This is a genomic window from Neobacillus rhizophilus, assembly GCF_018343535.1.
GTDB classification, from domain to species: domain Bacteria; phylum Bacillota; class Bacilli; order Bacillales; family Cytobacillaceae; genus Neobacillus; species Neobacillus rhizophilus.
This window is the reverse complement of the sequence record NZ_JAGYPF010000005.1, coordinates 687,576-712,304: the sequence shown is the minus strand read 5'-3', so window position 1 is coordinate 712,304 and position 24,729 is coordinate 687,576. Positions and strand designations below refer to the sequence as shown.

The following is a 24,729-nucleotide window of genomic DNA, read 5'->3' as shown; positions in this document are numbered from 1 at the left end:
TATTATGCAAGTATCGTGCCAAAGCGAAAAACTAAGGTGCCCGTTTGTGTTCTGCCGGTCGGAAGGAAGAATTGAATACTTATTTCATTTTTAGAAAATGAAAAGGTGCCGAAAAATCGGCACCAATTAACCTTACCTCAATTTTTTTAATTTATATTGTAAAGTCTGTCTTGGGATTTCCAAAAGCTCTGCAGCCTGTTTTACATTGCCGCCGGATTGCTCCATCGCTTCGATGATCAGTTTTCTTTCAAGGTCATCAATATGTTGACGCAGTGACATATTTACACATTCCCTGACAGTCCTTCTTATATGGGATGAATACTGCTTTAACATGATTGGCAGATCTTCAGTGGTTAATAAACTGCCATTACAGACATTCATCATATATTCCAATGTATGTTTTAATTCACGGACATTACCAGGCCATTGATAATCCATGAAGAAGAATTCCAGTTTTTCTTCCATTCCTTGGATATTTTTTTTGAGTTTATTATTAAATTCTTGTATAAAGAATTTGCATAAATAGACGATATCTTCCTTTCTTTCCCGAAGCGGCAACAAAGAAAAGGTAAATACATTTAAGCGAAAATAAAGGTCAGAGCGCAGTTTTTCTTCTTGAAGAGCTTTATTTGGATGAACGTTTACCGCAGCGATGACACGGACATCCACGGTACTAGTTTCAGAACTGCCCACCCTTCTGACCATCCCCTCCTCCAAAACTCTAAGAAGCTTCGCCTGCAATTCAATTGGCATAGCGTGAAGTTCATCAAGAAACAGGGTGCCCCCATCAGCAAGCTCAAATAACCCTTTTCTGTCAACGGCTCCCGTGTAGCTTCCTTTGGCCGTTCCAAACAGCATGCTTTCAAGCAGAGTTTCCGGGATGGCAGCGCAATTTTGGGCAATAAAGGGTCCGTTTGACCGTCTTGATTCATGATGAATTCCTTGTATAAATAATTCTTTACCGGTACCAGATTCGCCGTATACAAGGATAGGAGAATCCGATTTTGCCAGTTTCCTGGCTTCCTCCTTCATTCTATTAAAGCTTGGGTTTACCGTTTTTAAATCATTTAATGTATAGCGGACCTGTGGAGGGATCTTTTTTCCTTTGCTTTTGTTCAGTCCTTTTTGCAAGTCTAGCAGCCTTTCTGCAAGCAGTTTCATCCGCGAATAATCTTTTGCAATTTCAACTGCACCGATAATTTCATCATTCAGCAGAATTGGCAAGGTAGTATTCATGGTGTCAATTCTGGCGCCATGTAGATTAACGTATTCTTGGGTCTGGTTATAGATTGGCTTAGTTGTCTTGATGACCTTTAACAAGGTGCTTGAATCTACTGTTAGGGAAGGGAAAGCCTCTAGCAGGTGCTTCCCCAGAACCTCTGTCACCTCCATTCCATCATGCCTTGCCGCTACTTCATTATAAAAAATGGTTTTCCCTTCGATATTAACCACATGGATTCCTTCATCAATGCTTTTTAAAATGGCACTTAGGACTTCCTGTGTTAAAGCAGTTAATTGGCCCATTATTTCACCTGCCCCTCCGCCAGTATACCTGGTGCCGAAAAACGGGCACCATCTGCCAAAAAGCTAGCAGCCTGCCAAATTCTTTACCCACATATTCATATCCTCCAGCTTGTCATAAATATAGACATTATTCATGAGCCTTCCGCGGTAAGAATAGCCGAGCTGATATAGGGCTGCATTCATCCCAAATGACAATGACCTGGCGATTGAATAGCTGCAAAAAATCCCTTTTTTAATTAATTCTCCCTCAAGCTCATTCAGGAGAAGCTTCATCAGTCCATATTTCCGGTGCTCCGGAAGCGTCGCACAATCTGTTAATTCCGCATTTTTATAAAAATCGTTTATTTCCGCAGAAGCTGCACTGACGATGTCCCCCTGATGTAAAAAGACATAATAGATTGTCCCACTCTGCATTGTCTTTTTTATATATTCCGGGTCATTTAATGGAGTTGGATAAATTTGAAACACCTGCCTGTAAAGAGCAGATAGCTTGGTTGCCTGGCTTTCATCAGCTTTTTTAATCTCGTAATCTTTTGGCGGGGTTAAATTTTGCTGGACATGATCCAATTGATAAATACTGTGAATGATTGCGTCTTCGGTCATCCAATGGTCGTTTTTCTTCCGATCAGAAATATAATATTTTGTATAAAAATATGCATCCGAACCCCGGAAATAATGGTCTACGATCGCTTCAGGCTGAAGACCAAATTCAAAAAGGGAAATCGTATCTTCCATTCGCGCTTTGATGATTAACTTTTCCACTTGATGCTGTTTGACGAGTTCCTCTGCTCTTACCAGAATTTGCTTTATATTCCCGCGATAGTCGTCGACTCGGATTCGTTTATTAAATGGGTCAATACAGACTTCCATATAGAAGGTGGAATGATTTTCAAAAATTGTCGTTAGTAAATGATTCATCATCATCACCCCTTTTTTTAAAAATTTCTATGTTTTTCAGAAAAATGTCTGGCTTTTCCAAGCCAGACATTTCGCCTGCAGTATTTTGATTTTAGAATACAACACTATTCCTGTACTCCGCACCATTTCAAGATTGTTAGAGCAATAATCTCGCTTGCGGCAAACATTTCATCGAGAATGATATATTCATTGGCATCATGGGCAATTTCCGTAGTCCCCGGGCCGAACACAACAACTGGTGTATTCCCCACGGCTGAAAGAATTCCTCCATCGGTTCCCCATGGGCTTGCTTCCACCACTGGTTCCTCCCCATTGACCTCTCTGAAACTCGCAGAAAGCTCCTTCATTAATGGATGGCTGCTTTCCATATTACCCGGCAGCCATCTGCCGCCAAACCATTCGATGGTTAAAGGATGATTCTTAAACCAAGAATCCTGCTCATTAAGCTCGTTAAGACAAGCTTCCATTTCAGACTGAGCAGATTGCATTGTTTCATTCGGGGCAACCCCCATCCTGCCTTCAATCACAGCAGTGTCAGGCACCGATGATGGCCATTCGCCGCTAGTGATTTTTCCAATATTAATAGGAATTGGGATTGGTATTTTTTGATAAAGCGGGTCTGAAATTTTAGCATTCCGGTCTTTTTCTAATTGCTGCAATCTTTGAATGGCTATTACCGATTTCTCGATTGCACTAACGCCTTCGTAGCGAGTTCCTCCGTGTGCTGCCTTGCCTTTTACGGTAATTCTAAACCACATAGAGCCCTGCTGCTTCGGGAAAATTTTCATATTCGTCGGTTCTGGAATTATCGCTCCGTCGGCACAGTATCCTCTTAGTACAGCTGCAAGCGTTCCCGCGCCGCCGCTTTCCTCTTCTATAACACTCTGAAAAATGACGTCCCCTTTAAGCTTTATTTCAGAGGCAATAATGGACTCAAGCGCCATTAAAAGGGCGGCGGTTCCCCCTTTCATATCGGTGGCCCCCCTGCCGTACAGTTTTCCGCATTCGATATGCCCGCTAAAGGGATCCCGTTCCCAGCTTGACTCATTGCCAACCGGAACCACATCAATATGACCATTGAGGATGAGAGATTTTCCTCCGCCAGTGCCCTTTAACACAGCAACTAGGTTGGGGTTTCCCTCAAAGTTTTGTCGATCACAGCAGTAGGCTGGATGATTTTTTAATTCCTCACTGCCAATTTCCCAAATATCAAGTGTTAATCCAAGCTGGCGGCATTTTTCAATGAGAATCGCCTGAGCACTGCTTTCGTTGCCTCTTGTGGAGTTTTCCCTGACAAGGATTTGCAGGAGCCTTGCCCCTCTTGCACGGTTCTCCTTCAACCAAGTGTTGATTTGAGCTTCATGATTTTGCATCTGCACCACTCCCTTTATTAACTATGCTGCATTTAATAGGGGATTTCTTTCAAATTTTCACTAATAGCAAATTCACATTGGGTTTTATTGACTACATCTTCAAGATTACCTTGGGCAAATATTTCTGTTAATAGCAGTCCTTCTTCTGTCACTTGAAAAACTGCTAATTCCGTAATAATCAAATCCACACATTCCCTGGAAGTAAGGGGCATCGTACACTCCTTGACGATTTTTGAGCGGCCATGTTTATCACAGTGGTTCATCAGGACAATAACTTTCTTTGCCTTTTGGGCAAGCTCCATTGCCCCGCCCATCCCCGGGACCTTCTTTCCAGGTACAATCCAGTTCGCTAAATCTCCCTTCTGGCTTACCTGAAGGGAGCCTAAAATCGTGATATCTATTTTGCCGCTGCGGATCATGCCAAACGAAACCGCACTATCACAATAGGAACCGCCGATGTTTAACGTGACAGGAAATCCCCCTGCATTGCAAAGGTTTTTGTCCTCCTCACCTTTTATCGGACTTTGACCCATTCCAGTAATGCCATTTTCCGCATGAAAAATAACGTTTACCCCTTTCTTGAGGTGATTAGGAACGAGGGAAGGGATGCCGATACCAAGATTCACTACCATCCCATTTTGAATTTCTTCGGCGGCACGTTTCGCTAGTTTATTACGTATATCTACTCCCATGCCCATTTCCAGTTCACCCCTTTAGTTGGAATGATGTAATCCACGAATACTCCGGGTGTAATAATTTCTTCCGCATCAAGAGTGCCGAGGGGAACAATTTCTTCTACTTCGGCAATCGTGATTGTACCTGCCATGGCCACAAGCGGATTGGTATTGCGGGCACTCTTGTCATAAATTAAATTTCCATATTCATCAGCCTTTTTCGCAAATACGATGGAAACCTCCGCTGTTAATGCTTCCTCAACTAAATATTCTTTACCGTTCAGCACGACCCTCTGTTTATCTCCCGCTACCAGCTCAATGTCCTTGCCGATATCGGATAAAATTCCAGGGAGTCCCACACCACCCGCACGAATTCTCTCAGCTAGAATGCCTTGTGGGGAAAACTCCACCTCGAGCTTTCCCTCATGCATGAACTGACCGGCAAATGGATTTGACCCTATATGAGAGGCAATCACTTTTTTCGCCCTTTCCTGGCTGACCAATTTTCCGATTCCAATATGGGGAAAACCAGTGTCATTTCCGATTAGTGTCAAATTGCGAATTCCTTTTTCGAGAATCCCATCGATTAAACCCGGCGGAGTCCCTACACCGCCAAAGCCGCCAAACATTAACGTCATTCCGTCATGAAAAAACTCCATGGCCTTCTCCAAGGTTGCGATTTTCCCAAATGGGTTTTCCATCCTTTTACACCACCCAGTCATTCCGATAAATTGATTTCCTTTGAAAAGACTGAAAATGCTTCCTTTAATAAGTAAATTAATTCATTCATTTCTACTTCGGTAATAGTTAATGGAGGTGAGATTATAATCGAGTCACCATTTACCCCATCTATTCCCGCACCTGCTGGATATACGATAAGCCCTTTTTCCTTGGCAAGCTCCACCATTCTTTGCGTAACTTGCGCATTTCTAGGAAACGGTCTTCTTGATGTTTGGTCCTTGACAAATTCAATTCCGAGTAGAAGGCCTATCCCTCTGACATCCCCTATAAACCAAAATTGGCTCTTTAGTTTTTCAAGTTCCTTTCGTAAAAACTCACCCTTACCTTCAACTGTTTTCATAATCTGATTTTTTTCCAAATATTCAAGGACTGCTAAAGCGGCAGCACAGCTTTGTGGATTGGCACTTAATGTATGACCACTCATGACCACTTTGGAGCCGGCCAGAATTGGCTCGATGACTTTATCGGTGGCAATAGCAGCGGCAATCGGTGCATATCCCGCTCCAAGTCCCTTTCCTAAGGCGACAATATCTGGAATGACACCCCATAGCTCAGATGCGAGCATCGCTCCAGTCCGGCCAGCTCCTGTCATTACTTCGTCTGCAATTAACAGAATGTCATGGTCATCACAAATTTTCTTTATCGTTTTTAAATAATCCTTTGGCGGGGAAATGGCTCCGCCTGCAGCACCAATGACTGGCTCTACGATAAAGGCGGCAACATTATCTGCCCCGATTCTGTTGATAGCAGTTTCTAGCTCACGGGCGCAAAGATATTGGCAGGCAGGTGCTTCAAGATGGTATGGACAGCGGTAACAATAAGGGGGATGGATGACTGGAAACTCCTCTAAAAGTGGAACAAATCTTGCCCTTCTTCCTGGATGACCTGACATCGAAAGCGCTCCCAAAGTAATCCCATGGTAACTGACCCATCTGGATAAAATCTTGTGTTTCGTGGTTATTCCTTTTTCCTGCCAATATTGAATTGCCATTTTCATGGCAGTTTCTGTGGCTTCGGAACCGCTGTTAACGAAAAAGCTCCAATTTAAATCTCCCGGCAGCAGCTTAGCGATCTTTTCAGCCAGTTTTTCAGCTGCTTCACTGGTAAACTGCGAGCGGTACACGAACGAGACCTTTTGGGCCTGCTCTTCCATCGCCTTAATAATCTCTTTTTCTCCATGACCGATATTGGCTGTGACAGCCCCAGAAGCGGCATCTAAGTACTTCTTTCCGTTCTTGTCATATAAATAGACGCCTTTTCCATAATCGATGACGGGGTATGACCCATCAAGCATGGGCTTAATTAAATACGACTGTTCCACCCTATAAACCACTTCCCTCTGCATAATGCAAAATTAAGAAGCTAATAGATTCATTTCCTTATTGAAATTGTATGATTCACCATTTTGTTTCTTTCCGGCCTTTTACAATTTGCAAAGCTTATTATAGAATAACAGGGAGATTATATAAGGAATGAATTTAAATGGACTCTATAAAGAAGCTACAGTCGAAGACGAGGGAACTTTCGACATTTCAATTAATTTTTATCTTTTATTTATCTGCACTAATTATTTCGACGCTTTTATTAAAATTACCTTTCGCGCACCTTCCAAATGTAAAAATTAGCTTTATCGATGCCATGTTTACGGCCGTTAGCGCCGTCAGCGTAACCGGGTTAAGCGTTATTTCCTTAAAGGATACGTTCAATAATTTCGGGATTGTTCTCCTTTGCATCATTCTCCAACTAGGAGGGCTCGGAATCATGTCTCTAAGTACATTTCTTTGGGTGATGCTGGGAAAAAAAGTGGGGTTAAAGGAAAGGCAATTGATTATGATTGACAACAATCAATCAAACCTTTCTGGCTTGGTCCATCTGGCAAAGCGGATTTTTATCTTTATCATTTCCATCGAATTTATCGGCGGAATTGTTTTGGGAATTCATTTACTCAAATACTATGATGAGGTATTATCTGCTTTTAAACATGGATTTTTTATCTCAATCAGCGCAACGACCAATGCTGGCTTTGATATTACGGGAGCTTCTCTTATTCCTTATTATCAAGACTATTTTGTCCAATTCATGGTCGCGCTTTTAATTGTACTTGGAGCAATTGGATTTCCTGTAATAGTAGAGATGCTTGATTTCTTTTTATCCTTAAAGAGTAAAAAAAGATTCCACTTTACCCTATTTACGAAATTGACAACTGTAACCTTTATCATCCTTACTTTGCTCGGAGGAATCTTTATTTTTCTTTTGGACATTCATCATTTTTTTGCTGATAAAAATTGGCACCAAATCCTTTTTTATTCCTTTTTCCACTCCGTTACTACCAAAAGTGCAGGGCTTGCAACCTTAGATTTCAGTGAATTAACTCAGAGTAATCAGCTATTTATGTCCCTGTTAATGTTTATCGGCGGTTCGCCGAGCAGTGCCAGTGGAGGAGTCAGGACAACTACCTTTGCCATTGTTGTTTTAACGATTATCTTTTATGCTCAAGGAAAAGGGTCTGTAAAAATATTTAAAAGGGAATTAAATCACGACGATGTCATTAAATCGTTTATTGTGATGACAACAGCAGCTTGCTTGTGTTTACTTTCGATTATCCTCCTATCCATTACTGAGAAAAGCACCTTGATACCGATTATTGTTGAGGTCACTTCTGCCTTCGGGACAAACGGTTTATCGCTGGGATTAACTTCAAATTTGACAACCTTCGGTAAAATACTGATCATGATATTAATGTTTATCGGAAGGATTGGAATTGTTACCTGCTTGTTGATGTTAAGAGGCAAGGGAAGGAAAGAAACGTTCCATTATCCGAAGGAAAAGGTTATCATCGGATAAAAAAATGAAAACGGCTGACCCCGGTTTAGGAGTCAGCCGCACTTTTTAGTAGGCCCAGCTTGCGCCAATAATAATCAAGAGAATAAACAACACGACAATTAGCGCAAAGCCGCCATATCCAAATCCGAATCCTCCGCCATAGCCCCCATAGCCGAATCCTCCGCCATAGCCACCACAGCAGCCATCAAAACCACCATATCCGCCATACATTCGCATTCACTCCTCTAAAAATTGTATCTTTTCAAGATTACTTTATGTAGTAGGTGCTTGACCTGTATGTGCATTCGCCTATATTATGAAAGACGATATTAGTTTGGCAGGTGAAATGAAATGAAATCTATTTTAAAGAGTTTTATTAACGGGATTTTGACGATTGTTCCAATTATACTGGTCATATATGTAATATACAAAACGTTTTTATTTTTGGATGGGCTGCTTGGTGACCGGTTACGTCCGTACTTAAAGGAAGATTATATACCAGGCATCGGCTTGTTGACGACCATTATCCTGATTACCCTGTTGGGCTGGCTATCGACAAAGTACATTTCAGGAAAAATCATCCGGCTAATTGATCGGCTGCTGGAAAAAATCCCTGTAGTAAAAACGATTTATTCAGTCATAAAGGACACTATACAATCCTTTTTGGGGGATAAGAAATCTTTTTCCAAGGTGGCTTTGGTTGTCATTCCTGGAACCGGGATGAAAAGCATGGGGTTCATTACATCCGAGCAGTTAGAGGATTTTTATAGTCCATTAAAGGATCATGCGGCTGTATATATTCCACAGACCTTTCAGGTGGCAGGCTTTACCTTTCTAATTCCGAAGGAGCAGATTGAAATTATTGATGTGAAACCGGAGGATGCCATGAAATTTATCCTGTCAGGTGGGATGACGTCTAGTTCAAAGCATAAGGAAAAAAGCTCAATTTAAAAAGCCGCTCAAAATTCTAAGGGGTTCCGTTTCCTATCACAAAACTCGAAATTGCAATTGAAAATGTAACCCAATTTGTACTGCTTCTTGTATCTGTTTTTGCAATTAAAAATAAAAAGGCTCTGTTCACTGAGCCTTTTTGGTTGTAAAAGATGCTGATTCCCTTATCTGGGTTAGTAAGGGTCCGCTCTTCTCAGTTAGGGGGAAGGTTAAGCCACAATTTGAAAAATAGAGGGAGAAATTCCTCTTAATTTGTAAATAAGCTTAAAAATAGCCTAAATAAGAGGAAAAATTCCCCCTATTGACTCAAGTAACATAAAAATTGGGGATTTTTCTGTGCTTAAGCGGAAAACCTCCCCTTATTTCCCCCTAAACGAGCTCCATTCTGCATATAACGGGAAAATCTCCGCTTATTTTAAATATCACTGGTTATTCAATTAAGGATAGGATTTCTTATGTTTCTAAGCGCTTTTTGTAAGATAAAATGTATATCAAATTGAGGGCAAAATTGTCGGGGTACAACAGCCATTGTACTCCGACAAATTAAGGTGCATTTCCCTATACAAATTTTTATGTGATTTCCACCCAAATGGCTTTATACCAATAAAAAATGAGTGTCAATTTCATATGCAAATTGGCACTCATTTTGGCTTACATTTTTAATGTTTGCGATAGGTAACGGAACCTGTTATCAAAATTCGCGGCTTTTTTTAATCGAAAAGCTTTTTAAACTTTCCATACCCCTCTTCTTCCAGCTTCTCCTTTGGAACAAACCTTAATGAGGCGGAGTTGATGCAGTATCTTAGTCCGGTTGGTTCCGGGCCGTCGGGAAAGACATGGCCGAGGTGTGAATCTGCTGATTTACTCCGTACCTCTGTGCGAATCATAAAGTGACTGAAATCTTCCTTTTCAACGATTTCCTCTTCTTCAATCGGCTTCGTGAAGCTCGGCCAGCCGCAGCCTGCATCGAATTTATCACGCGAACTAAACAACGGCTTTCCGGAGACAATATCGACATAAATTCCTTCACTCGTTTCATTCCAGTATTCATTTCTGAACGGCGGTTCAGTGCCGTTATTTTGTGTGACTTCAAATTGCATCGGCGTCAGTTTCTTCTTTAATTCTTCCTTGTTTTGATTTGTCATTTTTTATCTCCCCAGTGCTGTTGAATAAATCCGGCCCGGCCTGATCCGATATGATACCGTTCATAATGTGCAGGATTTTTCTTGTAGTAATGCTGATGATATTCTTCGGCACGATAGAAAGCCTTTGCCGGCAATATTGGTGTGACAATCGGTTTATTGAACTGGCCGCTTTTTTCCAAGGCATGCTTTGACTCCTCAGCAAGTCTTTTTTGTACTTCATCATGGTAAAAAATAGCGGTTTGATAGGATTGACCGCGGTCATAAAACTGGCCTCCGGTGTCCGTTGGGTCTATTTGCTGCCAAAATAATTCAAGCAATTTTTCATATGGAAAAGTTTCCGGGTCAAAGGTAATTTGTACCGCTTCATAATGTCCAGTTGTATCAGAGCAAACCTGCTGATAGGTTGGATTTTCTACCGTACCGCCAGTATAACCCGAAATGACACTCTTAATGCCAGGAAGCTCATCAAACGGTTTCACCATACACCAAAAACAACCACCGGCAAATGTCGCCAATTGTTCTTTACTGTCCATGCTCTCAACCCCGTTCTTCTTAGATTCTTTGCTAGTTATGAGTATACAAAATGTTGCTTCAAAAAGGAAATTTGCTGATTAAAAAAAACGGGCCAGTTCAACTGGCCCGGCAAAATAACACACTATTCTCTTTTGCTCACGTACAAGTCTAATCAACTGGCACTAAGATCGTAAAGGCGATTTTGTCCTTTTTTAAATCAAATTGGTCCACTTTAATTTTCAAATCACTTTTCAGCCTTAATTGCTGCATATGGACATTAATCAATTTGTCATTCGGTCTGATTTCAACACCTTCTGGAAGCTTATAATTATCTCCAATAAACTTTAGAACATAGGAAATGGGCAGAGGAAGACTCCCAACAGACATGGATTTCTGCTTTAGAACTAAATCCCCGTTCTTTTGCGCTTCAGGTTCAAATGTCAATTTCATTTTAACCTGTTCACTAAAAACCGGAATACTTCCATACAACTCCACCTCGTCTCCCAATAAAACACGATAAGCAATTGGGGATTCGGAAGACTCCTCATTTAAATAATGATTAATTAGCTTATTCAAATCGTATTTGTTGGAGTTCACATGAAAGGAAACGTGGTCACCTTTTATTTCCTTCATTTGAGTGCTTTTTTGATCCGCATCCGAGCCCGTACCCAACACAAGCGATAGCAGGACAATCGCGAATAAAAGGTTGATTCCCGCCAAGATTAGGAATCCAACTTTCCATTTGTTTTTCATAAAATCTAATTCTCCTCTGTACTAACCATATACGGCTTCCTGTCCAAATCCGGCAAGACCCGTTCTTCCATTGTTTCATTGAGCCGCTGGGCAATCAATTCATAGCCCTTATCATTTGGATGAAAATTATCAGTGAATAGGAGGTTTTCACTGCTGTTTAAAAATATATCTTCAATCGAAACGAAGTAAGCATTGGGATATTGTGATATAACCGATTGACCTGCTTGGTTCCACTCGGAAACAATCTGATCAAATTCCTCAATATCTGAAAACCACTTAGAAAAAGGATTATAAAGACCCACCAACACAATAGATGCATTTGGATTTTCCTTGACTATTGTTTCTATTATCTGAATCAAATGTTTACGATAGTTCTCCTTTTCATCCATAAAAATGGAATATTCAAGATTTGAGAGATTGTCCCTGACCACCTTCATGATATCGTTGCCGCCAATAGTCAGAATAACCAAATCGGCCTTCTTTAAGACAGGCTTTATTTCAGGTGCCTTCAGCCTTTTCAGCAATTGAGTGGTCCGATTTCCCTTCACCCCGAAGTTATAGAAATCTACATCCTTAATGCCTTTTTCATTTTCCAGCAATGTTTCTAAATAAGGCAAATAGCCGCCCTTACCTGTACTGTCGCCAACACCTTGTGTTAAGGAATCGCCTGCGGAGAGAACTGTTAAGGTGCGCGGAATAAAATCAGCAGGTACAGGCTCATAGACCGGTACAGCCGTTTGCTTTGCATGATGTAATTCCCATTCCCCAGTTCCGCTGCAAGAGCCCAGGAACAATACCGAGAGAATTAGAAGGGGGAAAAATTTATACATACCCATTCACCTGCCTTCTAAACTAATTTTATTATAACATGACCAAACTCATTCAAAACAAATCTATAATACCCATCCTATTCCCAGAAAAAAATAGACCTGTATAACGGTCTATTGCAGAATTTTTATATCCTGAATCATTTCATCAAACGGAACATCTTTATATAAATTATATGATTTTTTTATTTTTCCATCTGGACCTACCAAATAGACATAGGTTTGATGGATGACCTGATTTTCATTCTGAGGTTTTTTCACAAGCGTCTTGAATGTTTTCATTGCATAACCTTCAATAAACTGCTGAGAGTATCCGGTTAAAAAGGTCCAATTTGAAAAATCTGCCCCAAATTGGTTCGCATATCGAGTCAGTACTTCAGGAGTGTCCACAGTGGGATCAACACTGAAAGAGACAAATTCAACATTCTTCAACCCTTCATCCTTAACCATTTTTTGAAGTTTTGTCATATTCGCAGTCATCGGTGGGCAAACATCTGCACAGCTTGTAAAAATAAAATCAGCAATCCAAATCTTTCCCTTTAAATCCTTTAGTCCAACTGCTTTATTATCCTGGTTCACCGCAGAAAAGTCGGCTACCTCCCAGTTTAGCGCATCCTTAATTTCCTTTTGTCCGCAAGCTGCAAGCAGCATACTAGAAATGACTAATAATATCATGACCAGTCGAAATTTCATTTAAACACACTACCTTCCTCTATTCCATCCGTGAATAGTTTAACAAAGTTTTAAAAAAGAGGAAAGGAAAAGCGTAGTTTAATCTATTACTCCCGTTTTTACAATAGTATTTTTCACACGAACTTCAAATTTGGCATTTTTATAAATACTTCTCCATTCCTTTGGGGTAATTTTTTTCCCGCGAATATGAGCGATATATTCATTGCCAATCCCGACCGGGTCCACCCCCTTCTTTTGAAAAAAAATGAGCAAATCATGTATTTCCTTTTCCATTTTCTTTTCGATCTGCCTCTCAATGAATTTAACATTTTTGGCACTGCCCAATTCAAGAGGCTCTGTTGTTTCCAAAAGCCTTGATGCAAATTTAATTTCGACCCTAAATCGAACGTTTTTCTTATCCACTAATTTTATTTTGGTATGGCTGCGGATATTGTCGATTTCCAGAAATAATTTATTATAAACAGTTCGAAAACTCCGTCCCTCATTTCCCTTTAAGATGCTCTTGAAGTCTTCTCGATTAAATCCAAATTCTTCAGTACCAGATTTATATTTTTCTGCCAAAATTTTTAAGAAAAATAGCTTATTTGTAGGCAATATTCCTACAAGCCTGTCATCCTTAAACAGGGCTGTGCCTGCAACCGAAACATCGCCATTCTCTAATTTAAGAAGTGGTAATACCGGATCTTTTCCATTATCATGGTAACTATGATTAAAATCCTGCAGTGTAGGTGAGAGCATCTGCTCACTTTCTACATTTTGCCTAATTAGATTATATAAATAAGTTCCAAGATTCAGTTTCACATTCTTCTTGCCCACATTGATGATTGACGAAGCATCATGCTCCGAAATCATCAAATATACCATATTGCCGATATTAGGGTCACGATTAAGCGTATCAACAAGCTGAATAATCCCTTTCTTTGCAAGGGCCTTGCTGTAGACGACACATCGCAGCTGCCCTGAAACAAGCCTTTGGTCGGAACGAAGATTTTGTTTCTGTCGTAAAGATTTACTCGTATGGGCTTCTACTGAAATAACTTTAGTCACATTCTTCGCCAGTGCATCAAATTTATGAACAACCACTGTCCCCTTAATCGTATTCTTCCCATCCAAATCATAGCCAACAGCCGTAATCAGTCCTAATTTCTCTAATTGCCTCGCCTCCACGCATCCAGATAAACAAAGCGTGCTAGCAATCATCAATATAGCGGTTTTCCATTTAGGACCCTTTGGCATGATTGTTCTTCCCCCTAAAATACTTGTTTTTGGCAGAAACAATGAAATATAAAAGAATCGGGTAACAAACCGCAGCATAAAAACCGAACTTTCCGATTATATCTGAAATCAGATTCATTTGATATCTTGCTTTGACAAAAAATGAAGATACAAAGATTAAGCTGACAAGAATCCAAAGCCCCCATTTTTGCTTTCCAGCAAATATACGTGAGAAACCTTTCGAGGCTGCCCACAAATAAATACACAAATTAGGCACGATAATAAGCATCCAAAAAGAAACAGCGATAATTTCGAACCTTTCCAAATTGGGAAGGCGGACTATTTTGAACAACGATATAACAGGCCAAATGGTTTGTTCCAAACTTCCACCAGCATAATAAATTATCGAGACAAACGTAACAAGTGTAAAAATAAAGGCTGTATATGCATTGCCTATTTGGGAGAAAATTTGAGTTTTTTGTTTTTCTTTTATATATGGGTAAACAAATAGGACTAATTCCATCCCCATCATTGATAAGGAGGAATTGTGAGCTCCTTTAAGAATTTGTTCAATATCGGCATCTAATATCGGAAATATATGATTAATTTCCGAATGTTTTAAAGGAACAAATAGGACGAAAACCATCCAAAGCGTCCCCATCACTGACAAGAAGGCGGTTCCTACAACAACCCTTATTCCTCCATAAACAGCGTAGGCAGAAAGCAGAGTCAACACTAACCCAAGCTGCCAGGTTGGAAGGTTTGGAAAGATCCACACCTGCACGATTTCTATGTAATTAATATAGATTACAAAAAAGGCGGCAGCTAAATAACCCATATACATCAGACTGAGAAAATTTCCTATCCATTTTCCAAATACATCGGCATGTATGCCATATAAATCTGCGCTGTCATATTGACCAAGCATTTTTACCATGAACCACAAGGACACGCCTCCCAGCACCCCTGCTAAAAAAACAGAAATCCAGCCGTCATGGCCAGCATCTAAATATACAATTCTTGGCAAGCCTACAAGTCCTACACCAATTTGGGTGGAGTGAACAATAAATATGAGCAGAAATGCATGAAGCTGCAATCCATCTCTGGGTTTAACATTCACCTCCATTTACATCGCCCTCTATTCATCTATATCTTTTTTTAGCTTAGCTTTTTTTTCTGAAAAACGCTCTTTGTCTACTGGTTTATTGGTCTGAGGACGTTTGGCAAGATATTGATAAGGCACAAGGAAAAAACTATAACCCAGATCTCGCCATTGTAAAGGATAAACCGGCGAAAGATATGGTTTACCCAGTGTTTCCAGTCTTAGCAGATGAATGATAAAAAAACAAAATGCAACCATAATCCCAATTCCGCCCCAAATACCAGCAATAATGATAATTGGAAAACGAATCATTCTGATTGCCGTACCCATTAAATAACTTGGGGTTGTAAAGGACCCGAGCGCACTTAATGCAATCATAATAATTAAGATGTTACTGGTAAAACCGGCCTGAACGGCTGCCTGTCCGATGACAATACCACCTACGATACCGATGGTCTGGCCTACTTTTGTTGGCAGCCTGGCACCGGCCTCGCGAAGCAGCTCTATGACAAACTCTAGCAGCAATGTTTCAAAGACCGGTGGAAAGGGTACCTTTGACCTTGACTCACCCAAGGTAACCAGCATGGGCGACGGTATAACTTCATAATGATAGGTCAGAACCGCAACATAGGCGGGCGTCAATAGGACGGATAAAAAAAGCGCCGTCAATCGCAGGACCCGTAAGAACAGCCCCATATTCCACCGCATATAAACATCTTCGGTAGACTCAAAATAGGAGAAAAAGGTTGTGGGACCATAAAGGCAATCTGGACTCCGGTCCATTAGAACAGCCACTTTGCCCCTGTATAGTGCAATGGATATCCGGTCCGGGAGCTCGGTCGTCATCAACTGGGGAAACACGCTCCAGCTGTTGTTTTCAATCAAATGTCCAAGAACGGTGTTCCCGGGGACATAATCTATTTCAAGCTCACTTATCCTTTGTTTAAAGGTGGTGACAAGTTCCTCATCGGCAATTCCCTGTATGTAGACGAGTTTCGCTTTTGTTTTCACCCTTTTCCCCACTACAAGGTCCTGCATACAAAGGTTTGGGTCCTTTAAATTGTTTCTTAAGATATTCATATTGCTGACGAGGGATTCCGTAAACGAAATCTTCGGGCCATAAACGTTTGATTCCGTTTCTGGCTTCTCCACTCCACGTTCAACCGTCTTGCTGAGATTCGTTAATAGACCATACGGGTCCCCTTCCACATATATATAGACATTACCTTCAATCAGCCCGCTGATAATTTCACTCAGTTGATTGGTTACTGTTAAGACCGATAATGGCAGAACCTGCGTGAATCCTTGGACGGACCATTCAATCTTCTCATTATTTTGAATCGGAGCCAGAATAAATTCATCCAAGCTACTCTTGTCAATCAAGCTTTCTAAAAAACAAAAGACGATTCTATTCCCGTTTTTCTTGAGATGACGAAAGGTAATATCTGAATAAAGCAGTTCGTTTTTTAATTGCTCTTTCAATTCATCGATATATAAGCTATGGGCTTTAAATACTTCCTGTGACTTACTCTCTTTTTTCCATTTGAACATATTTCAGCACCTATTGTTGTCAGTTTAGCTTATTTTTTCCAAATAATTATTTTTTACCCAAATTCTAAAGCAGTCTGAATGATAAAAAATTTTTTGAGAAGAACAAAATAATGTGGTATTATGAATGAGTATTCATTCATCGATGAAAATTATGAATTTTCAAATAGAGAGAAAAGGAGAGTGAACTCATTGAATCGAATTGGCCCTATTATCATCATGGAAGGTCCAAATAGCAGCAAAGTCCCTTTCTCTCGGAGCTTGTATATCGACTGCGAGGAAAAGGTGCTAATTGACAGTGGAGCAGAGGCAAAAGCCCTTCTTGAACTGGACCACGAAAAGGGAATTGATCTCATCATTAATACCCATTACCATCCTGACCATACCTTACATAATCACCTGTTCCGAGATGCGACCAAACTTATCAATAAGATTGAATTTGAAACTTCTAGGACAGTGGAGGGAATAGCCCATGCAAATGGGGTCTATCAAGAATGGGGTCCTAGAGGCGTGGAAGCATGGAAAAAAACCCTTCCACAGGAATGGGTTCAAAATCTCGGGGGATTTTCAGGAACATATGAATACGAGTCAGAATATGTATTTGATGATGTAAAAGTAGTGTTTTTGCATACTCCTGGACATACAAGCGGCCTGGCCTGCCCATACTTTCCGGAGCTCGGGGTCGTGTTTGCTGGCGATTATGATATGACTACCTTTGGTCCATGGTATAATGGGACCGATGGTAATATCGATGACTTTATCAACTCAGGCAAACGGCTCTTGACGCTTGATGCAAATACATACATTACCGGCCATCAAAAAGGTATTTTCACTAAAGAGGAATTTACAGACGCAATGGATAAATTCCTTGACATAATCGATCAGAGGGATGAAAAAATTGAAGGATATGTCAAGCAAGGATTGAGTTTTAAAGAATTGACGGAAATCGGGATATTTTATCCAAAAGCTACACTTACAACTCCAATTCTCAAGACATGGGAGCGAAGCGGTATTCGGAAGCATTTGGAACGGTTGGGGTATGTTGTGGCGGAAACAGCATCGGAAATAGTGAGAGTGAAATAGAATGGCTATGGTGGCTATTCTATTTTCTATTTTAAAACAAAAAAGATACACGGTCGCGCGTGCCCTCATCTTTTGGATTATTCTTTAATTCCCCAAATTAAAACAGCTTTAATGTAAATAATAAAAATTTATAATGGTAGAAAAAAATAATAGACCTTGATTGTTAAGCTCCAAAATCAAGGTCTTTATATTGGTTTATCCTGTTTTCTACGGCTCTTAATAAATTGTAGTGTACCGCCAGCTAAAACTAGCGTGATACCAGCTACTAAAAAATTAAACATATTTGTACCCGTTGCAGGAAGTCGAGGCCCATCTGCTGGAAGTGCACCGCCTAATGTACCTTCAACATAAAATTTCAATTGAAATTCACAATTTAAGCCCTGATATTTGTTATCCAATTCATATGGTACAGTTATATAAAAATACAAATCTTCTTTTGACTTACTTTTTAGTAAACGTGGATCTAGTTTTTCAAAATCTTTGAGATTTCCTTCGTATACTACTTTTGTACCATCTTCAATTTTCAGGATTAATCGATCATAAAATTCCTTTGAACCGGTAATAAATTTATTAGTAACGATGTACTTAAAACCATTATTTCCTTTATTCATTACTGCAATTTTTCTTGGAAAGCTATCTCCTGGCTTAACATTACGAATATCAAACAAGACCTTTTGAGGATCTACTGTTAAGTTTAGTACCTTAGTACCTGTTGCACCGAGAACCTGATTGGGTAGCATTACGAGAAGAATTAATAAAATAATGAGATGTTTTTTCATACATTACCTCATTCAAATAAATTCACCTTATTTTTTCAATAGGCGGAGGATTGCCCTCCGCCCATCGAATGCAAGTTAAAAGTCTATTATTCTTTTGGATTGTCTTTGGCGTCAGAAACAGCCTGGACGTTTTTGTTGTCATTATTGTCAGTAGTTACTGGTGTAGATGGATGGTTTTCATTTGATTTAATATAACCATTTGTTTTAACCTCAACACCAGCTTCTTGTCTAGCCTCTAGATCAAAGGATACTTTTACACTATCGCCCTGGTAAATATTTTGATTACCATTGTCAACAAAGGTAATTTGAATACCAACGCCATCTTGATCACCTACAGGCATTCCTGTTGGAGAAATATTTAATCTACCGATATCAGCGCCAGTCCCCTTATATGCCGAAAGGATATCATTATAATTTTTATTGTGTAAGTCCCATAAAGTTACAGTTTTTCCGGAAGCAATAATATCTGCATTTTGCGGATTATTCCAAGGTCCACCTGGTTGTGTTGGATCAGGGTTTTGTACCCGGAAAAATTCAACCTTAAATTGCTTTAAAAACCCTTCCATATTACTATCTGCGGTTTTTCCAGCTGCCGTCATACCATCAGAAAAATCGCTAGCCACTACTGCCATCATTACATCCTTAATTGACAGTGATCCGCTATTTTGTAAGACAAAGTATCTTTTTGCAGTATCACCAGGTTTCATATTTCTCAAATCAAAATTAATTTCACCATCGGCAGTTTTTAATACATCCAAGTTTAATGTTCCCGCTGCAAATTGGTTATTCACTGTTGCAGTATCGTTGAAGTAAGCAAATGTTCCTCCGCCAATTAATGATAAACCTAGTGCTGCTGATGCTGCTCCCAACCCTAATTTCTTTTTCAAGCTCATTCCTTCTTCCTCCTCTTTTTTCACCCTCTATTTGGGTATGTAAAATTTATTTATTGAACCCTTATGTTTCCATAAGGAGTGCAACCATTAAGCAGTCTTTTGAACGTCATTTCCTTTATCAAGTTCTTTTAATGCTTTGAAAATGGTTATAGCAGAATAAGCAAGTAATAATAATCCAGGTAAAATCAGCAATAAAGCTGTACCATTTTTGGATTTTGCAAAATCAATGAAATAACCAAGAAGTGGAATTGTAAAACCAGAATATTTTGCAACAACATTTTTGGATACAACTGCATTGGCGTCTTTATCCTCGTTGTTATCACCTTTTGTTACATACATAACTTGATTTTCCTTTTTGATAACGTCGACAATTCTATGTGTGATTAACATTCCTTCTGATTCTTTGAAGGTAATGATGTCACCTTTTTTCAAATTTGTAGCATTTTCAACTGGCTTTACGGCAATTATAGACCCCGTTTTAAATGTTGGCTCCATGGAACCAGAAAGGACTGTTTTCAGTTGGTAACCTAAGAAATTAGGTTCCCCGCTTGAGGCTTTTGATGAAACTACTACAAAAATCATGAAGATAAATAGAAGGAATAGAATTCCTGTTATCAAATTACTAGTAATCTTCCAAATCTTGCTTGCCACTTTGATCACCCCATTTGCTTTTTTAATTGATTACAACCTTATCTAGTGATACCGTTATCGTAATCCCCATTGATCCATGACCATTCTTATCTACTGTAACGATTTTAAATGAATTAGGCTCAGTTGTTATATTTTCTAATTCAATCCTTAGTAACTTCATTTAATGTTGGACTATCTTCTTTCTGTGTAGGGGTCGATTCCTCTGAATTCTCTGATTGCCCCTCATTTCCCGTAGGGGTTGTGCTTTCTGGATGATGCTCAGACTTTTCCTCGCTAACATTTGGCTCGGTTTTGGTACAGCTTACGACATTAATTAAATTTTCACTCCAAATATAGGAATAGCCATTTTCATCAGGGCTATTTTTCCCAGGATGACCAAGAGGTCTTCTTACCGCAAATCGATATATTCCGTTTTCTTTTACAGTTGCTGAAATTTGTCCTACTTCTCCACTCTTTAGTTTAGGGACTACCCCCGTGGCAACATGACCGCTTGTTGGCTTTTCACCACCCGTTACCTTATATAAATAAAATCTCCATGTGGATATCATATTCGCGCTATTCCCTGTGTTTTTAATAGTAGTAAAAACATTACATTCCCCTGCCCAAGCCTTGGTCCCATCGAAACTTAATGAACTTTTATCCCATTCATCGTTATCAGGTGGAACTGTATCATCCCATTTTCCAGCCTGGAAAGAATTATTTATTACTTTCACATCATTAAAGTAAGCTCCAGTATCATTTGTCATATACGAACCGGTTAAAATCAAGAGGTACCAGATAGCTACAATCTTAGTTGCGGTTAGTAGTCCTTTGCCCCTCTTTTTAAATTTCCTAATTCTTAAAGATCGAATAATTCTCCCTCCCTCGTTCGTTCTATATAATGAATTTTGCTTCTTTTGTAGTATTTTCAGAACGAAGTTGGTGACTTTATTTCTCATTTTCATCAACTTCCCTTTTTAATTTGTTCTCATTAACGAATTTCTAAATTGAGTATACCCCAAAATAACGAACGTGAAAATTGCTAAAAAAAGCTGTTTTTTCTTAATAACGAACACTTTCAGCTAATTTTCTCACGCTTTCTCCCGTTTTCGTACTTTTTTACTATTTTCTAAAAAACATTATGTTCTTTATAATGAAGAATATCAGGAGTTGTTTACGCAATTAATTAGGAGTTGAGGATAATGATTGGGGAAAAAATTAAACAGTTACGGGAGGAGAAAGGGTATTCGCTAACTGAGCTGTCTAGACTTGCTGATGTATCAAAATCATATTTAAGCTTGTTGGAACGCGGTATGCAAACTAATCCCTCTCTCCAGTTAATACAAAAGATAGCGCTTCCACTAGAAACAAGCATAGAATATTTATTAGGTTATCAACAAGAGTTAGAATACATAGAATTTAAATTAGATAAAGAATGGAAATCATTGATTCAGCAAGCAATTGAGAATGGCCTTGAAAAGCAGGATTTCAAGGAGTATTTAAATTTCTTGAAGTTTCAAGAATGGATGAGAGAACAAAATAAGTAAAAAAATGCCCGGACTCCTTATCTCAGGAGTACAGGCATTTTTTCTTGATTAATTCACTTCCACCAATTCTTCTTGCTGTTCTTTCTTTAGCTTTTTGCGATATACAAATTTTGATAAATTAATGCTGACTTCATACAGAAGTAACAGCGGCAATGTGACGACGAAATCAGACATAAAATCCGGTGGTGTGATGACAACCGCAATAATGATTAATACAAAATAAGCATATTTGCGGACCTTTGCCAGCACAAAAGGATTAATAATACCAAGCGAGGTTAAAAACATGACCACGACCGGCAGTTCAAAAAGCACTCCGAACGGCAAAGTCATATTCAAAATAAAGCTGAAATAACGATCAGCAGTAAAATTGGTAACAAACATTTCCTGACCGATATTGACTAAAAACTGAAGAACCATAGGAAAGATAGCAAAGTATCCAAAAGCAAGACCGGCAACAAATAAAATAAACAAAGCCGGAACATATGACAACGTAATTTTTCTTTCAATCGGTTTCAACGCAGGCTTGACAAACAGCCATATTTGCAGCGCCAAAACCGGAATGGTCCCTGCAATCGCTACTACTCCGGCGAGCATAAAATAAATCCACATAATATCACTTGGTCCGAGTACCAGGAGCTTTGTGCTGCCAACAAACCATTTATAAATATCTTCCACGTAAATAAAGCCGATAATAAAAAAGACCACAAAAGCTAGTGCTGAAATGATAATCCGTTTTCGTAATTCTTCTAAATGATCGACTAACTGTAGTTCTTTATCTTCCATGTGTTTCCCCTGCCAATTTTCAATGGTAGTTCTTAATTAACCAGTTTTCTCTCGTTAAAATAGTTTTAAAACTGAGAAGAAAAAGGTGCAAGACACAAAATCTTACACCTTATTTGCTCAATTTTTCCTTTTCTTCCTTAATGTCTTCCATTACATCTTCAGTAAGCTCTCGTGTGGATTTCTTAAATTCTTTTAATGTTTGCCCAAATGCACGACCAATTTCAGGTAGCTTTTTCGGTCCAAAAATAATGAGTGCAAGAACTAAAATTAGAATTAAGCCAGGTACTCCAATATTTGAAAACATATTTAACAGCCCCTTTGATTTAAAGTAACTTCTTAAGATGATTATAGTATTGTTTAATCATTTTGAGATAATTATTTACAATAATTCATAGTAAATTCACAATATCCAATAAAAATTACATTTCTGTGATTTTTAGCATTATATTTTCTAGGCATATCAACTCTATAAAAAATTTAACAATAACCACAGTTGAAGTCAATGTTCTTTTTTTAGATTTAATTTTTAAAATATTTTGACAATTTATTGTTTTTTGCATATAATTGGAACATTAGAATAAATATTTTAGAAAATTTATCTTCTCAAAAAGGATGTGAGTGGGATGGAATTTTCTCTTTTCAGTTTTGACGGAGCCCTTCCTGTCGAGGTAACTATTGACGATGACAATGGAAGGTATACCATTCGGAAAAGTGATCGGAGCGGTGAATATTTTAACACTCCAAAAGAATTAATTGCTTGGATTAAGGCACATTTCCATGAGGAAGAATTCTGCCATCCACACGAATTCCGGGGAATGTTAGCAAAACTTTCAGAGTATGAATTAAACGGATATTAAAAGCATCAGGCGCAGCTGATGCTTTTTTGTTTTTTAAACCACTCTTCGGTCATAAATTCTAAATTCATAATCGTAGGGATTTTTTTCGTCCTTTATACCTTTTTCGGAGGAAACAAGTACCCAGTCATTGTGGTTAAATTCCGGAAAAAACGTGTCCCCGGCAAATTCTTCGTTAATAAAGGTAATGTAGAGACGATTGGCAAAAGGAAACGTCTCTTTAAAAATTTCTGCCCCGCCGATGACAAAAATTTCGTCGTTTTGCTCCCTGCTGTAGCCTACGAATTCATCAACGGAGGTAAAGACGGTACATTCCTCAGATCGATATTCCTTTTGCCTGGTTATAATGATGTTCTCCCTTCCTGGAAGGACGCGGCCGATTGATTCATGTGTCTTACGCCCCATTGCAATCGGATGCCCCATAGTTACCCGTTTGAAGAATTTTAAATCCTCCGGCAGGTGCCAGGGCAGCTGATTATTTTTGCCGATGACCCGGTTTTTGTCCATTGCGACGATAAAGGAAATCATACGCTAACGACTCCTTTGATATGCGGATGCGGGTCATAGTTTTCTAACGTAAAGTCCTCATATTGGTAAGAAAAAATGTCCTTAACGTCAGGATTGATTTTTAATTGCGGCAATGGCCGCGGGTCTCTTTCTAATTGCAGTTTTACTTGTTCCAGATGGTTTTGGTAGATATGAACATCCCCGAAAGTATGGACAAACTCACCCGGCTTTAAGCCGCAAACCTGGGCAATCATCATTGTCAGCATGGCATAGGAAGCAATATTAAATGGCACGCCTAGGAACACGTCTGCAGAGCGCTGATAAAGCTGGCAGGACAATTTTCCATCCGCCACATAAAATTGGAACATGCAGTGGCAAGGCGGCAGCGCCATTTTGTCAATTTCCGCCACGTTCCAGGCATTGACAAGCAATCTTCGGGAATTGGGATTCGTTTTGATTTGCTCGATTAACTCGCTGATTTGGTCAACCGTTTGGCCTTCGGCACCCGTCCAGGAGCGCCATTGATGGCCGTATACCGGGCCGAGCTCGCCATTTTCATCGGCCCACTCATTCCAAATTCTAACTCCCTGGTCCTGAAGGTATTTAACATTTGTATCACCGTTTAAAAACCATAAAAGCTCATAAATAATGGATTTCAAATGAAGTTTTTTGGTTGTCATCAGAGGAAAGCCATCCTCTAAATTAAATCTCATTTGATAGCCGAATGTGCTGATGGTTCCGGTTCCAGTACGGTCGCCTTTAAAGGTTCCGGTCTCCAGCACGTGCTTACATAGGTCTAAATATTGTTTCAAATTGGACACTCCTTAATCGCTGTTCATATTCTAACATTTTA

Annotated in this window: 28 protein-coding genes; 5 read left to right on the top strand and 23 right to left on the bottom strand. The window is 39.4% G+C overall.

The window, feature by feature from the left end; genetic code table 11:
• Nucleotides 1-132: 132 nt before the first annotated feature.
• The 6 genes from KHA99_RS26550 to KHA99_RS26525 all read right to left on the bottom strand — a co-directional run bounded on the left by KHA99_RS26550 (nucleotide 133) and on the right by KHA99_RS26525 (nucleotide 6,551).
• Nucleotides 133-1,524 carry a sigma-54 interaction domain-containing protein gene (locus tag KHA99_RS26550; protein ID WP_213120485.1) on the bottom strand — a complete coding sequence of 464 codons (1,392 nt, stop codon included), beginning with the start codon at nucleotides 1,522-1,524 and terminating at the stop codon, nucleotides 133-135.
• A gap of 63 nt (nucleotides 1,525-1,587) precedes the next feature.
• Nucleotides 1,588-2,442: a putative beta-lysine N-acetyltransferase gene (gene ablB / locus KHA99_RS26545; RefSeq protein ID WP_213120484.1), complete on the bottom strand. Its 855-nt coding sequence runs from the start codon at nucleotides 2,440-2,442 to the stop codon at nucleotides 1,588-1,590.
• Between the two features lie 104 nt (nucleotides 2,443-2,546).
• Nucleotides 2,547-3,815, bottom strand: a complete 1,269-nt coding sequence (locus KHA99_RS26540; RefSeq protein WP_213120483.1) for a peptidase — start codon at nucleotides 3,813-3,815, stop codon at nucleotides 2,547-2,549.
• 32 nt (nucleotides 3,816-3,847) lie between these two features.
• The gene (locus tag KHA99_RS26535) at nucleotides 3,848-4,513 is read right to left on the bottom strand and encodes a 3-oxoacid CoA-transferase subunit B (RefSeq protein ID WP_213120482.1); all 666 of its coding nucleotides are present in this window, start codon (nucleotides 4,511-4,513) and stop codon (nucleotides 3,848-3,850) included.
• Nucleotides 4,498-5,190, bottom strand: coding sequence for a CoA transferase subunit A (locus KHA99_RS26530; protein WP_213120481.1), 693 nt, complete (start codon nucleotides 5,188-5,190; stop codon nucleotides 4,498-4,500). The genes KHA99_RS26535 and KHA99_RS26530 overlap by 16 nt, the downstream gene beginning before the upstream one ends.
• 17 nt (nucleotides 5,191-5,207) lie before the next feature.
• Nucleotides 5,208-6,551, bottom strand: coding sequence for an aspartate aminotransferase family protein (locus tag KHA99_RS26525; protein ID WP_213120480.1), 1,344 nt, complete (start codon nucleotides 6,549-6,551; stop codon nucleotides 5,208-5,210).
• Nucleotides 6,552-6,712: 161 nt separating this feature from the next.
• Here KHA99_RS26525 and KHA99_RS26520 point away from each other — a divergent pair, with 161 nt between their 5' ends.
• The gene (locus KHA99_RS26520; protein ID WP_213120479.1) at nucleotides 6,713-8,074 is read left to right on the top strand and encodes a TrkH family potassium uptake protein; all 1,362 of its coding nucleotides are present in this window, start codon (nucleotides 6,713-6,715) and stop codon (nucleotides 8,072-8,074) included.
• A 45-nt stretch (nucleotides 8,075-8,119) separates the two neighbouring features.
• Here the strand turns inward: KHA99_RS26520 and KHA99_RS26515 are convergent, their stop codons facing one another.
• Nucleotides 8,120-8,284, bottom strand: a complete 165-nt coding sequence (locus KHA99_RS26515; RefSeq protein ID WP_213120478.1) for a YjcZ family sporulation protein — start codon at nucleotides 8,282-8,284, stop codon at nucleotides 8,120-8,122.
• Nucleotides 8,285-8,404: 120 nt separating this feature from the next.
• On the opposite strand from KHA99_RS26515, the gene KHA99_RS26510 reads away from it, so the two are divergent.
• Nucleotides 8,405-9,004, top strand: a complete 600-nt coding sequence (locus KHA99_RS26510; RefSeq protein ID WP_213120477.1) for a DUF502 domain-containing protein — start codon at nucleotides 8,405-8,407, stop codon at nucleotides 9,002-9,004.
• Nucleotides 9,005-9,714: 710 nt separating this feature from the next.
• Here KHA99_RS26510 and msrB read toward each other — a convergent pair.
• The 8 genes from msrB to KHA99_RS26470 all read right to left on the bottom strand — a co-directional run bounded on the left by msrB (nucleotide 9,715) and on the right by KHA99_RS26470 (nucleotide 16,803).
• On the bottom strand, nucleotides 9,715-10,149 hold the full coding sequence (gene msrB, locus KHA99_RS26505; RefSeq protein WP_213120476.1) for a peptide-methionine (R)-S-oxide reductase MsrB: 435 nt from the start codon (nucleotides 10,147-10,149) through the stop codon (nucleotides 9,715-9,717).
• On the bottom strand, nucleotides 10,146-10,682 hold the full coding sequence (gene msrA, locus KHA99_RS26500; RefSeq protein WP_213120475.1) for a peptide-methionine (S)-S-oxide reductase MsrA: 537 nt from the start codon (nucleotides 10,680-10,682) through the stop codon (nucleotides 10,146-10,148). Before msrA ends, msrB begins: the two co-directional genes overlap by 4 nt.
• A 148-nt stretch (nucleotides 10,683-10,830) precedes the next feature.
• Nucleotides 10,831-11,415 (bottom strand): YpmS family protein, encoded by a 585-nt coding sequence (locus KHA99_RS26495; RefSeq protein WP_213120474.1) that lies wholly within the window; start codon nucleotides 11,413-11,415, stop codon nucleotides 10,831-10,833.
• Between the two features lie 5 nt (nucleotides 11,416-11,420).
• Nucleotides 11,421-12,251, bottom strand: a complete 831-nt coding sequence (locus KHA99_RS26490) for an SGNH/GDSL hydrolase family protein (RefSeq protein WP_249366900.1) — start codon at nucleotides 12,249-12,251, stop codon at nucleotides 11,421-11,423.
• 105 nt (nucleotides 12,252-12,356) lie between these two features.
• Nucleotides 12,357-12,935 carry an SCO family protein gene (locus KHA99_RS26485; RefSeq protein WP_213120473.1) on the bottom strand — a complete coding sequence of 193 codons (579 nt, stop codon included), beginning with the start codon at nucleotides 12,933-12,935 and terminating at the stop codon, nucleotides 12,357-12,359.
• A 78-nt stretch (nucleotides 12,936-13,013) separates the two neighbouring features.
• On the bottom strand, nucleotides 13,014-14,171 hold the full coding sequence (locus tag KHA99_RS26480) for a Ger(x)C family spore germination protein (protein ID WP_213120472.1): 1,158 nt from the start codon (nucleotides 14,169-14,171) through the stop codon (nucleotides 13,014-13,016).
• Nucleotides 14,155-15,276 carry a GerAB/ArcD/ProY family transporter gene (locus KHA99_RS26475; protein ID WP_213120471.1) on the bottom strand — a complete coding sequence of 374 codons (1,122 nt, stop codon included), beginning with the start codon at nucleotides 15,274-15,276 and terminating at the stop codon, nucleotides 14,155-14,157. Before KHA99_RS26475 ends, KHA99_RS26480 begins: the two co-directional genes overlap by 17 nt.
• Nucleotides 15,277-15,288: 12 nt before the next feature.
• The gene (locus KHA99_RS26470) at nucleotides 15,289-16,803 is read right to left on the bottom strand and encodes a spore germination protein (RefSeq protein WP_213120470.1); all 1,515 of its coding nucleotides are present in this window, start codon (nucleotides 16,801-16,803) and stop codon (nucleotides 15,289-15,291) included.
• 189 nt (nucleotides 16,804-16,992) lie between these two features.
• Between KHA99_RS26470 and KHA99_RS26465 the strand changes: the two genes are divergently transcribed.
• Nucleotides 16,993-17,883 (top strand): MBL fold metallo-hydrolase, encoded by an 891-nt coding sequence (locus KHA99_RS26465; RefSeq protein ID WP_213120469.1) that lies wholly within the window; start codon nucleotides 16,993-16,995, stop codon nucleotides 17,881-17,883.
• Between the two features lie 185 nt (nucleotides 17,884-18,068).
• Here the strand turns inward: KHA99_RS26465 and KHA99_RS26460 are convergent, their stop codons facing one another.
• The 4 genes from KHA99_RS26460 to tapA form a co-directional block, all read right to left on the bottom strand.
• Entirely contained in the window at nucleotides 18,069-18,662 is a 594-nt protein-coding gene (locus KHA99_RS26460) for an LPxTATN C-terminal sorting signal domain (protein WP_213120468.1), read from the bottom strand.
• 86 nt (nucleotides 18,663-18,748) lie between these two features.
• Complete coding sequence (locus KHA99_RS26455; protein WP_213120467.1) at nucleotides 18,749-19,555, bottom strand: TasA family protein; 807 nt, start codon at nucleotides 19,553-19,555, stop codon at nucleotides 18,749-18,751.
• 87 nt (nucleotides 19,556-19,642) lie between these two features.
• A complete protein-coding gene (sipW, locus tag KHA99_RS26450; RefSeq protein WP_213120466.1) occupies nucleotides 19,643-20,206 on the bottom strand; it encodes a signal peptidase I SipW in 564 nt (187 codons plus the stop codon).
• Nucleotides 20,207-20,346: 140 nt separating this feature from the next.
• A complete protein-coding gene (gene tapA / locus KHA99_RS26445) occupies nucleotides 20,347-21,144 on the bottom strand; it encodes an amyloid fiber anchoring/assembly protein TapA (RefSeq protein WP_213120465.1) in 798 nt (265 codons plus the stop codon).
• Between the two features lie 243 nt (nucleotides 21,145-21,387).
• Here tapA and KHA99_RS26440 point away from each other — a divergent pair, with 243 nt between their 5' ends.
• Nucleotides 21,388-21,732, top strand: a complete 345-nt coding sequence (locus tag KHA99_RS26440) for a helix-turn-helix domain-containing protein (RefSeq protein ID WP_213120464.1) — start codon at nucleotides 21,388-21,390, stop codon at nucleotides 21,730-21,732.
• Nucleotides 21,733-21,780: 48 nt separating this feature from the next.
• On the opposite strand, the gene tatC is transcribed toward KHA99_RS26440, so the two are convergent.
• Nucleotides 21,781-22,515 carry a twin-arginine translocase subunit TatC gene (gene tatC / locus KHA99_RS26435; RefSeq protein WP_213120463.1) on the bottom strand — a complete coding sequence of 245 codons (735 nt, stop codon included), beginning with the start codon at nucleotides 22,513-22,515 and terminating at the stop codon, nucleotides 21,781-21,783.
• Nucleotides 22,516-22,624: 109 nt separating this feature from the next.
• Entirely contained in the window at nucleotides 22,625-22,819 is a 195-nt protein-coding gene (gene tatA / locus KHA99_RS26430; protein ID WP_213120462.1) for a twin-arginine translocase TatA/TatE family subunit, read from the bottom strand.
• A 319-nt stretch (nucleotides 22,820-23,138) separates the two neighbouring features.
• Here tatA and KHA99_RS26425 point away from each other — a divergent pair, with 319 nt between their 5' ends.
• Nucleotides 23,139-23,372 (top strand): hypothetical protein, encoded by a 234-nt coding sequence (locus tag KHA99_RS26425; RefSeq protein WP_213120461.1) that lies wholly within the window; start codon nucleotides 23,139-23,141, stop codon nucleotides 23,370-23,372.
• A 33-nt stretch (nucleotides 23,373-23,405) separates the two neighbouring features.
• Here KHA99_RS26425 and KHA99_RS26420 read toward each other — a convergent pair whose 3' ends face one another.
• Together KHA99_RS26420 and KHA99_RS26415 are read right to left on the bottom strand one after the other, a co-directional pair.
• Nucleotides 23,406-23,897, bottom strand: coding sequence for a dihydrofolate reductase (locus KHA99_RS26420; RefSeq protein ID WP_213120460.1), 492 nt, complete (start codon nucleotides 23,895-23,897; stop codon nucleotides 23,406-23,408).
• On the bottom strand, nucleotides 23,894-24,688 hold the full coding sequence (locus tag KHA99_RS26415) for a thymidylate synthase (protein ID WP_213120459.1): 795 nt from the start codon (nucleotides 24,686-24,688) through the stop codon (nucleotides 23,894-23,896). The genes KHA99_RS26420 and KHA99_RS26415 overlap by 4 nt, the downstream gene beginning before the upstream one ends.
• Between the last annotated feature and the right edge of the window lie 41 nt (nucleotides 24,689-24,729).

Excerpts from the sequence above, each read along its gene's own strand:
- KHA99_RS26550 (WP_213120485.1), bottom strand. The coding sequence starts at position 1,524 with ATGGGCCAATTAACTGCTTTAACACAGGAAGTCCTAAGTGCCATTTTA.
- ablB (WP_213120484.1), bottom strand. The coding sequence starts at position 2,442 with ATGAATCATTTACTAACGACAATTTTTGAAAATCATTCCACCTTCTAT.
- KHA99_RS26540 (WP_213120483.1), bottom strand. The coding sequence starts at position 3,815 with ATGCAAAATCATGAAGCTCAAATCAACACTTGGTTGAAGGAGAACCGT.
- KHA99_RS26535 (WP_213120482.1), bottom strand. The coding sequence starts at position 4,513 with ATGGGCATGGGAGTAGATATACGTAATAAACTAGCGAAACGTGCCGCC.
- KHA99_RS26530 (WP_213120481.1), bottom strand. The coding sequence starts at position 5,190 with ATGGAAAACCCATTTGGGAAAATCGCAACCTTGGAGAAGGCCATGGAG.
- KHA99_RS26520 (WP_213120479.1), top strand. The coding sequence starts at position 6,713 with ATGGACTCTATAAAGAAGCTACAGTCGAAGACGAGGGAACTTTCGACA.
- KHA99_RS26515 (WP_213120478.1), bottom strand. The coding sequence starts at position 8,284 with ATGTATGGCGGATATGGTGGTTTTGATGGCTGCTGTGGTGGCTATGGC.
- KHA99_RS26510 (WP_213120477.1), top strand. The coding sequence starts at position 8,405 with ATGAAATCTATTTTAAAGAGTTTTATTAACGGGATTTTGACGATTGTT.
- msrB (WP_213120476.1), bottom strand. The coding sequence starts at position 10,149 with ATGACAAATCAAAACAAGGAAGAATTAAAGAAGAAACTGACGCCGATG.
- msrA (WP_213120475.1), bottom strand. The coding sequence starts at position 10,682 with ATGGACAGTAAAGAACAATTGGCGACATTTGCCGGTGGTTGTTTTTGG.
- KHA99_RS26495 (WP_213120474.1), bottom strand. The coding sequence starts at position 11,415 with ATGAAAAACAAATGGAAAGTTGGATTCCTAATCTTGGCGGGAATCAAC.
- KHA99_RS26490 (WP_249366900.1), bottom strand. The coding sequence starts at position 12,251 with ATGGGTATGTATAAATTTTTCCCCCTTCTAATTCTCTCGGTATTGTTC.
- KHA99_RS26485 (WP_213120473.1), bottom strand. The coding sequence starts at position 12,935 with ATGAAATTTCGACTGGTCATGATATTATTAGTCATTTCTAGTATGCTG.
- KHA99_RS26480 (WP_213120472.1), bottom strand. The coding sequence starts at position 14,171 with ATGCCAAAGGGTCCTAAATGGAAAACCGCTATATTGATGATTGCTAGC.
- KHA99_RS26475 (WP_213120471.1), bottom strand. The coding sequence starts at position 15,276 with ATGGAGGTGAATGTTAAACCCAGAGATGGATTGCAGCTTCATGCATTT.
- KHA99_RS26470 (WP_213120470.1), bottom strand. The coding sequence starts at position 16,803 with ATGTTCAAATGGAAAAAAGAGAGTAAGTCACAGGAAGTATTTAAAGCC.
- KHA99_RS26460 (WP_213120468.1), bottom strand. The coding sequence starts at position 18,662 with ATGAAAAAACATCTCATTATTTTATTAATTCTTCTCGTAATGCTACCC.
- KHA99_RS26455 (WP_213120467.1), bottom strand. The coding sequence starts at position 19,555 with ATGAGCTTGAAAAAGAAATTAGGGTTGGGAGCAGCATCAGCAGCACTA.
- tapA (WP_213120465.1), bottom strand. The coding sequence starts at position 21,144 with ATGAGAAATAAAGTCACCAACTTCGTTCTGAAAATACTACAAAAGAAG.
- KHA99_RS26440 (WP_213120464.1), top strand. The coding sequence starts at position 21,388 with ATGATTGGGGAAAAAATTAAACAGTTACGGGAGGAGAAAGGGTATTCG.
- tatC (WP_213120463.1), bottom strand. The coding sequence starts at position 22,515 with ATGGAAGATAAAGAACTACAGTTAGTCGATCATTTAGAAGAATTACGA.
- tatA (WP_213120462.1), bottom strand. The coding sequence starts at position 22,819 with ATGTTTTCAAATATTGGAGTACCTGGCTTAATTCTAATTTTAGTTCTT.
- KHA99_RS26425 (WP_213120461.1), top strand. The coding sequence starts at position 23,139 with ATGGAATTTTCTCTTTTCAGTTTTGACGGAGCCCTTCCTGTCGAGGTA.
- KHA99_RS26420 (WP_213120460.1), bottom strand. The coding sequence starts at position 23,897 with ATGATTTCCTTTATCGTCGCAATGGACAAAAACCGGGTCATCGGCAAA.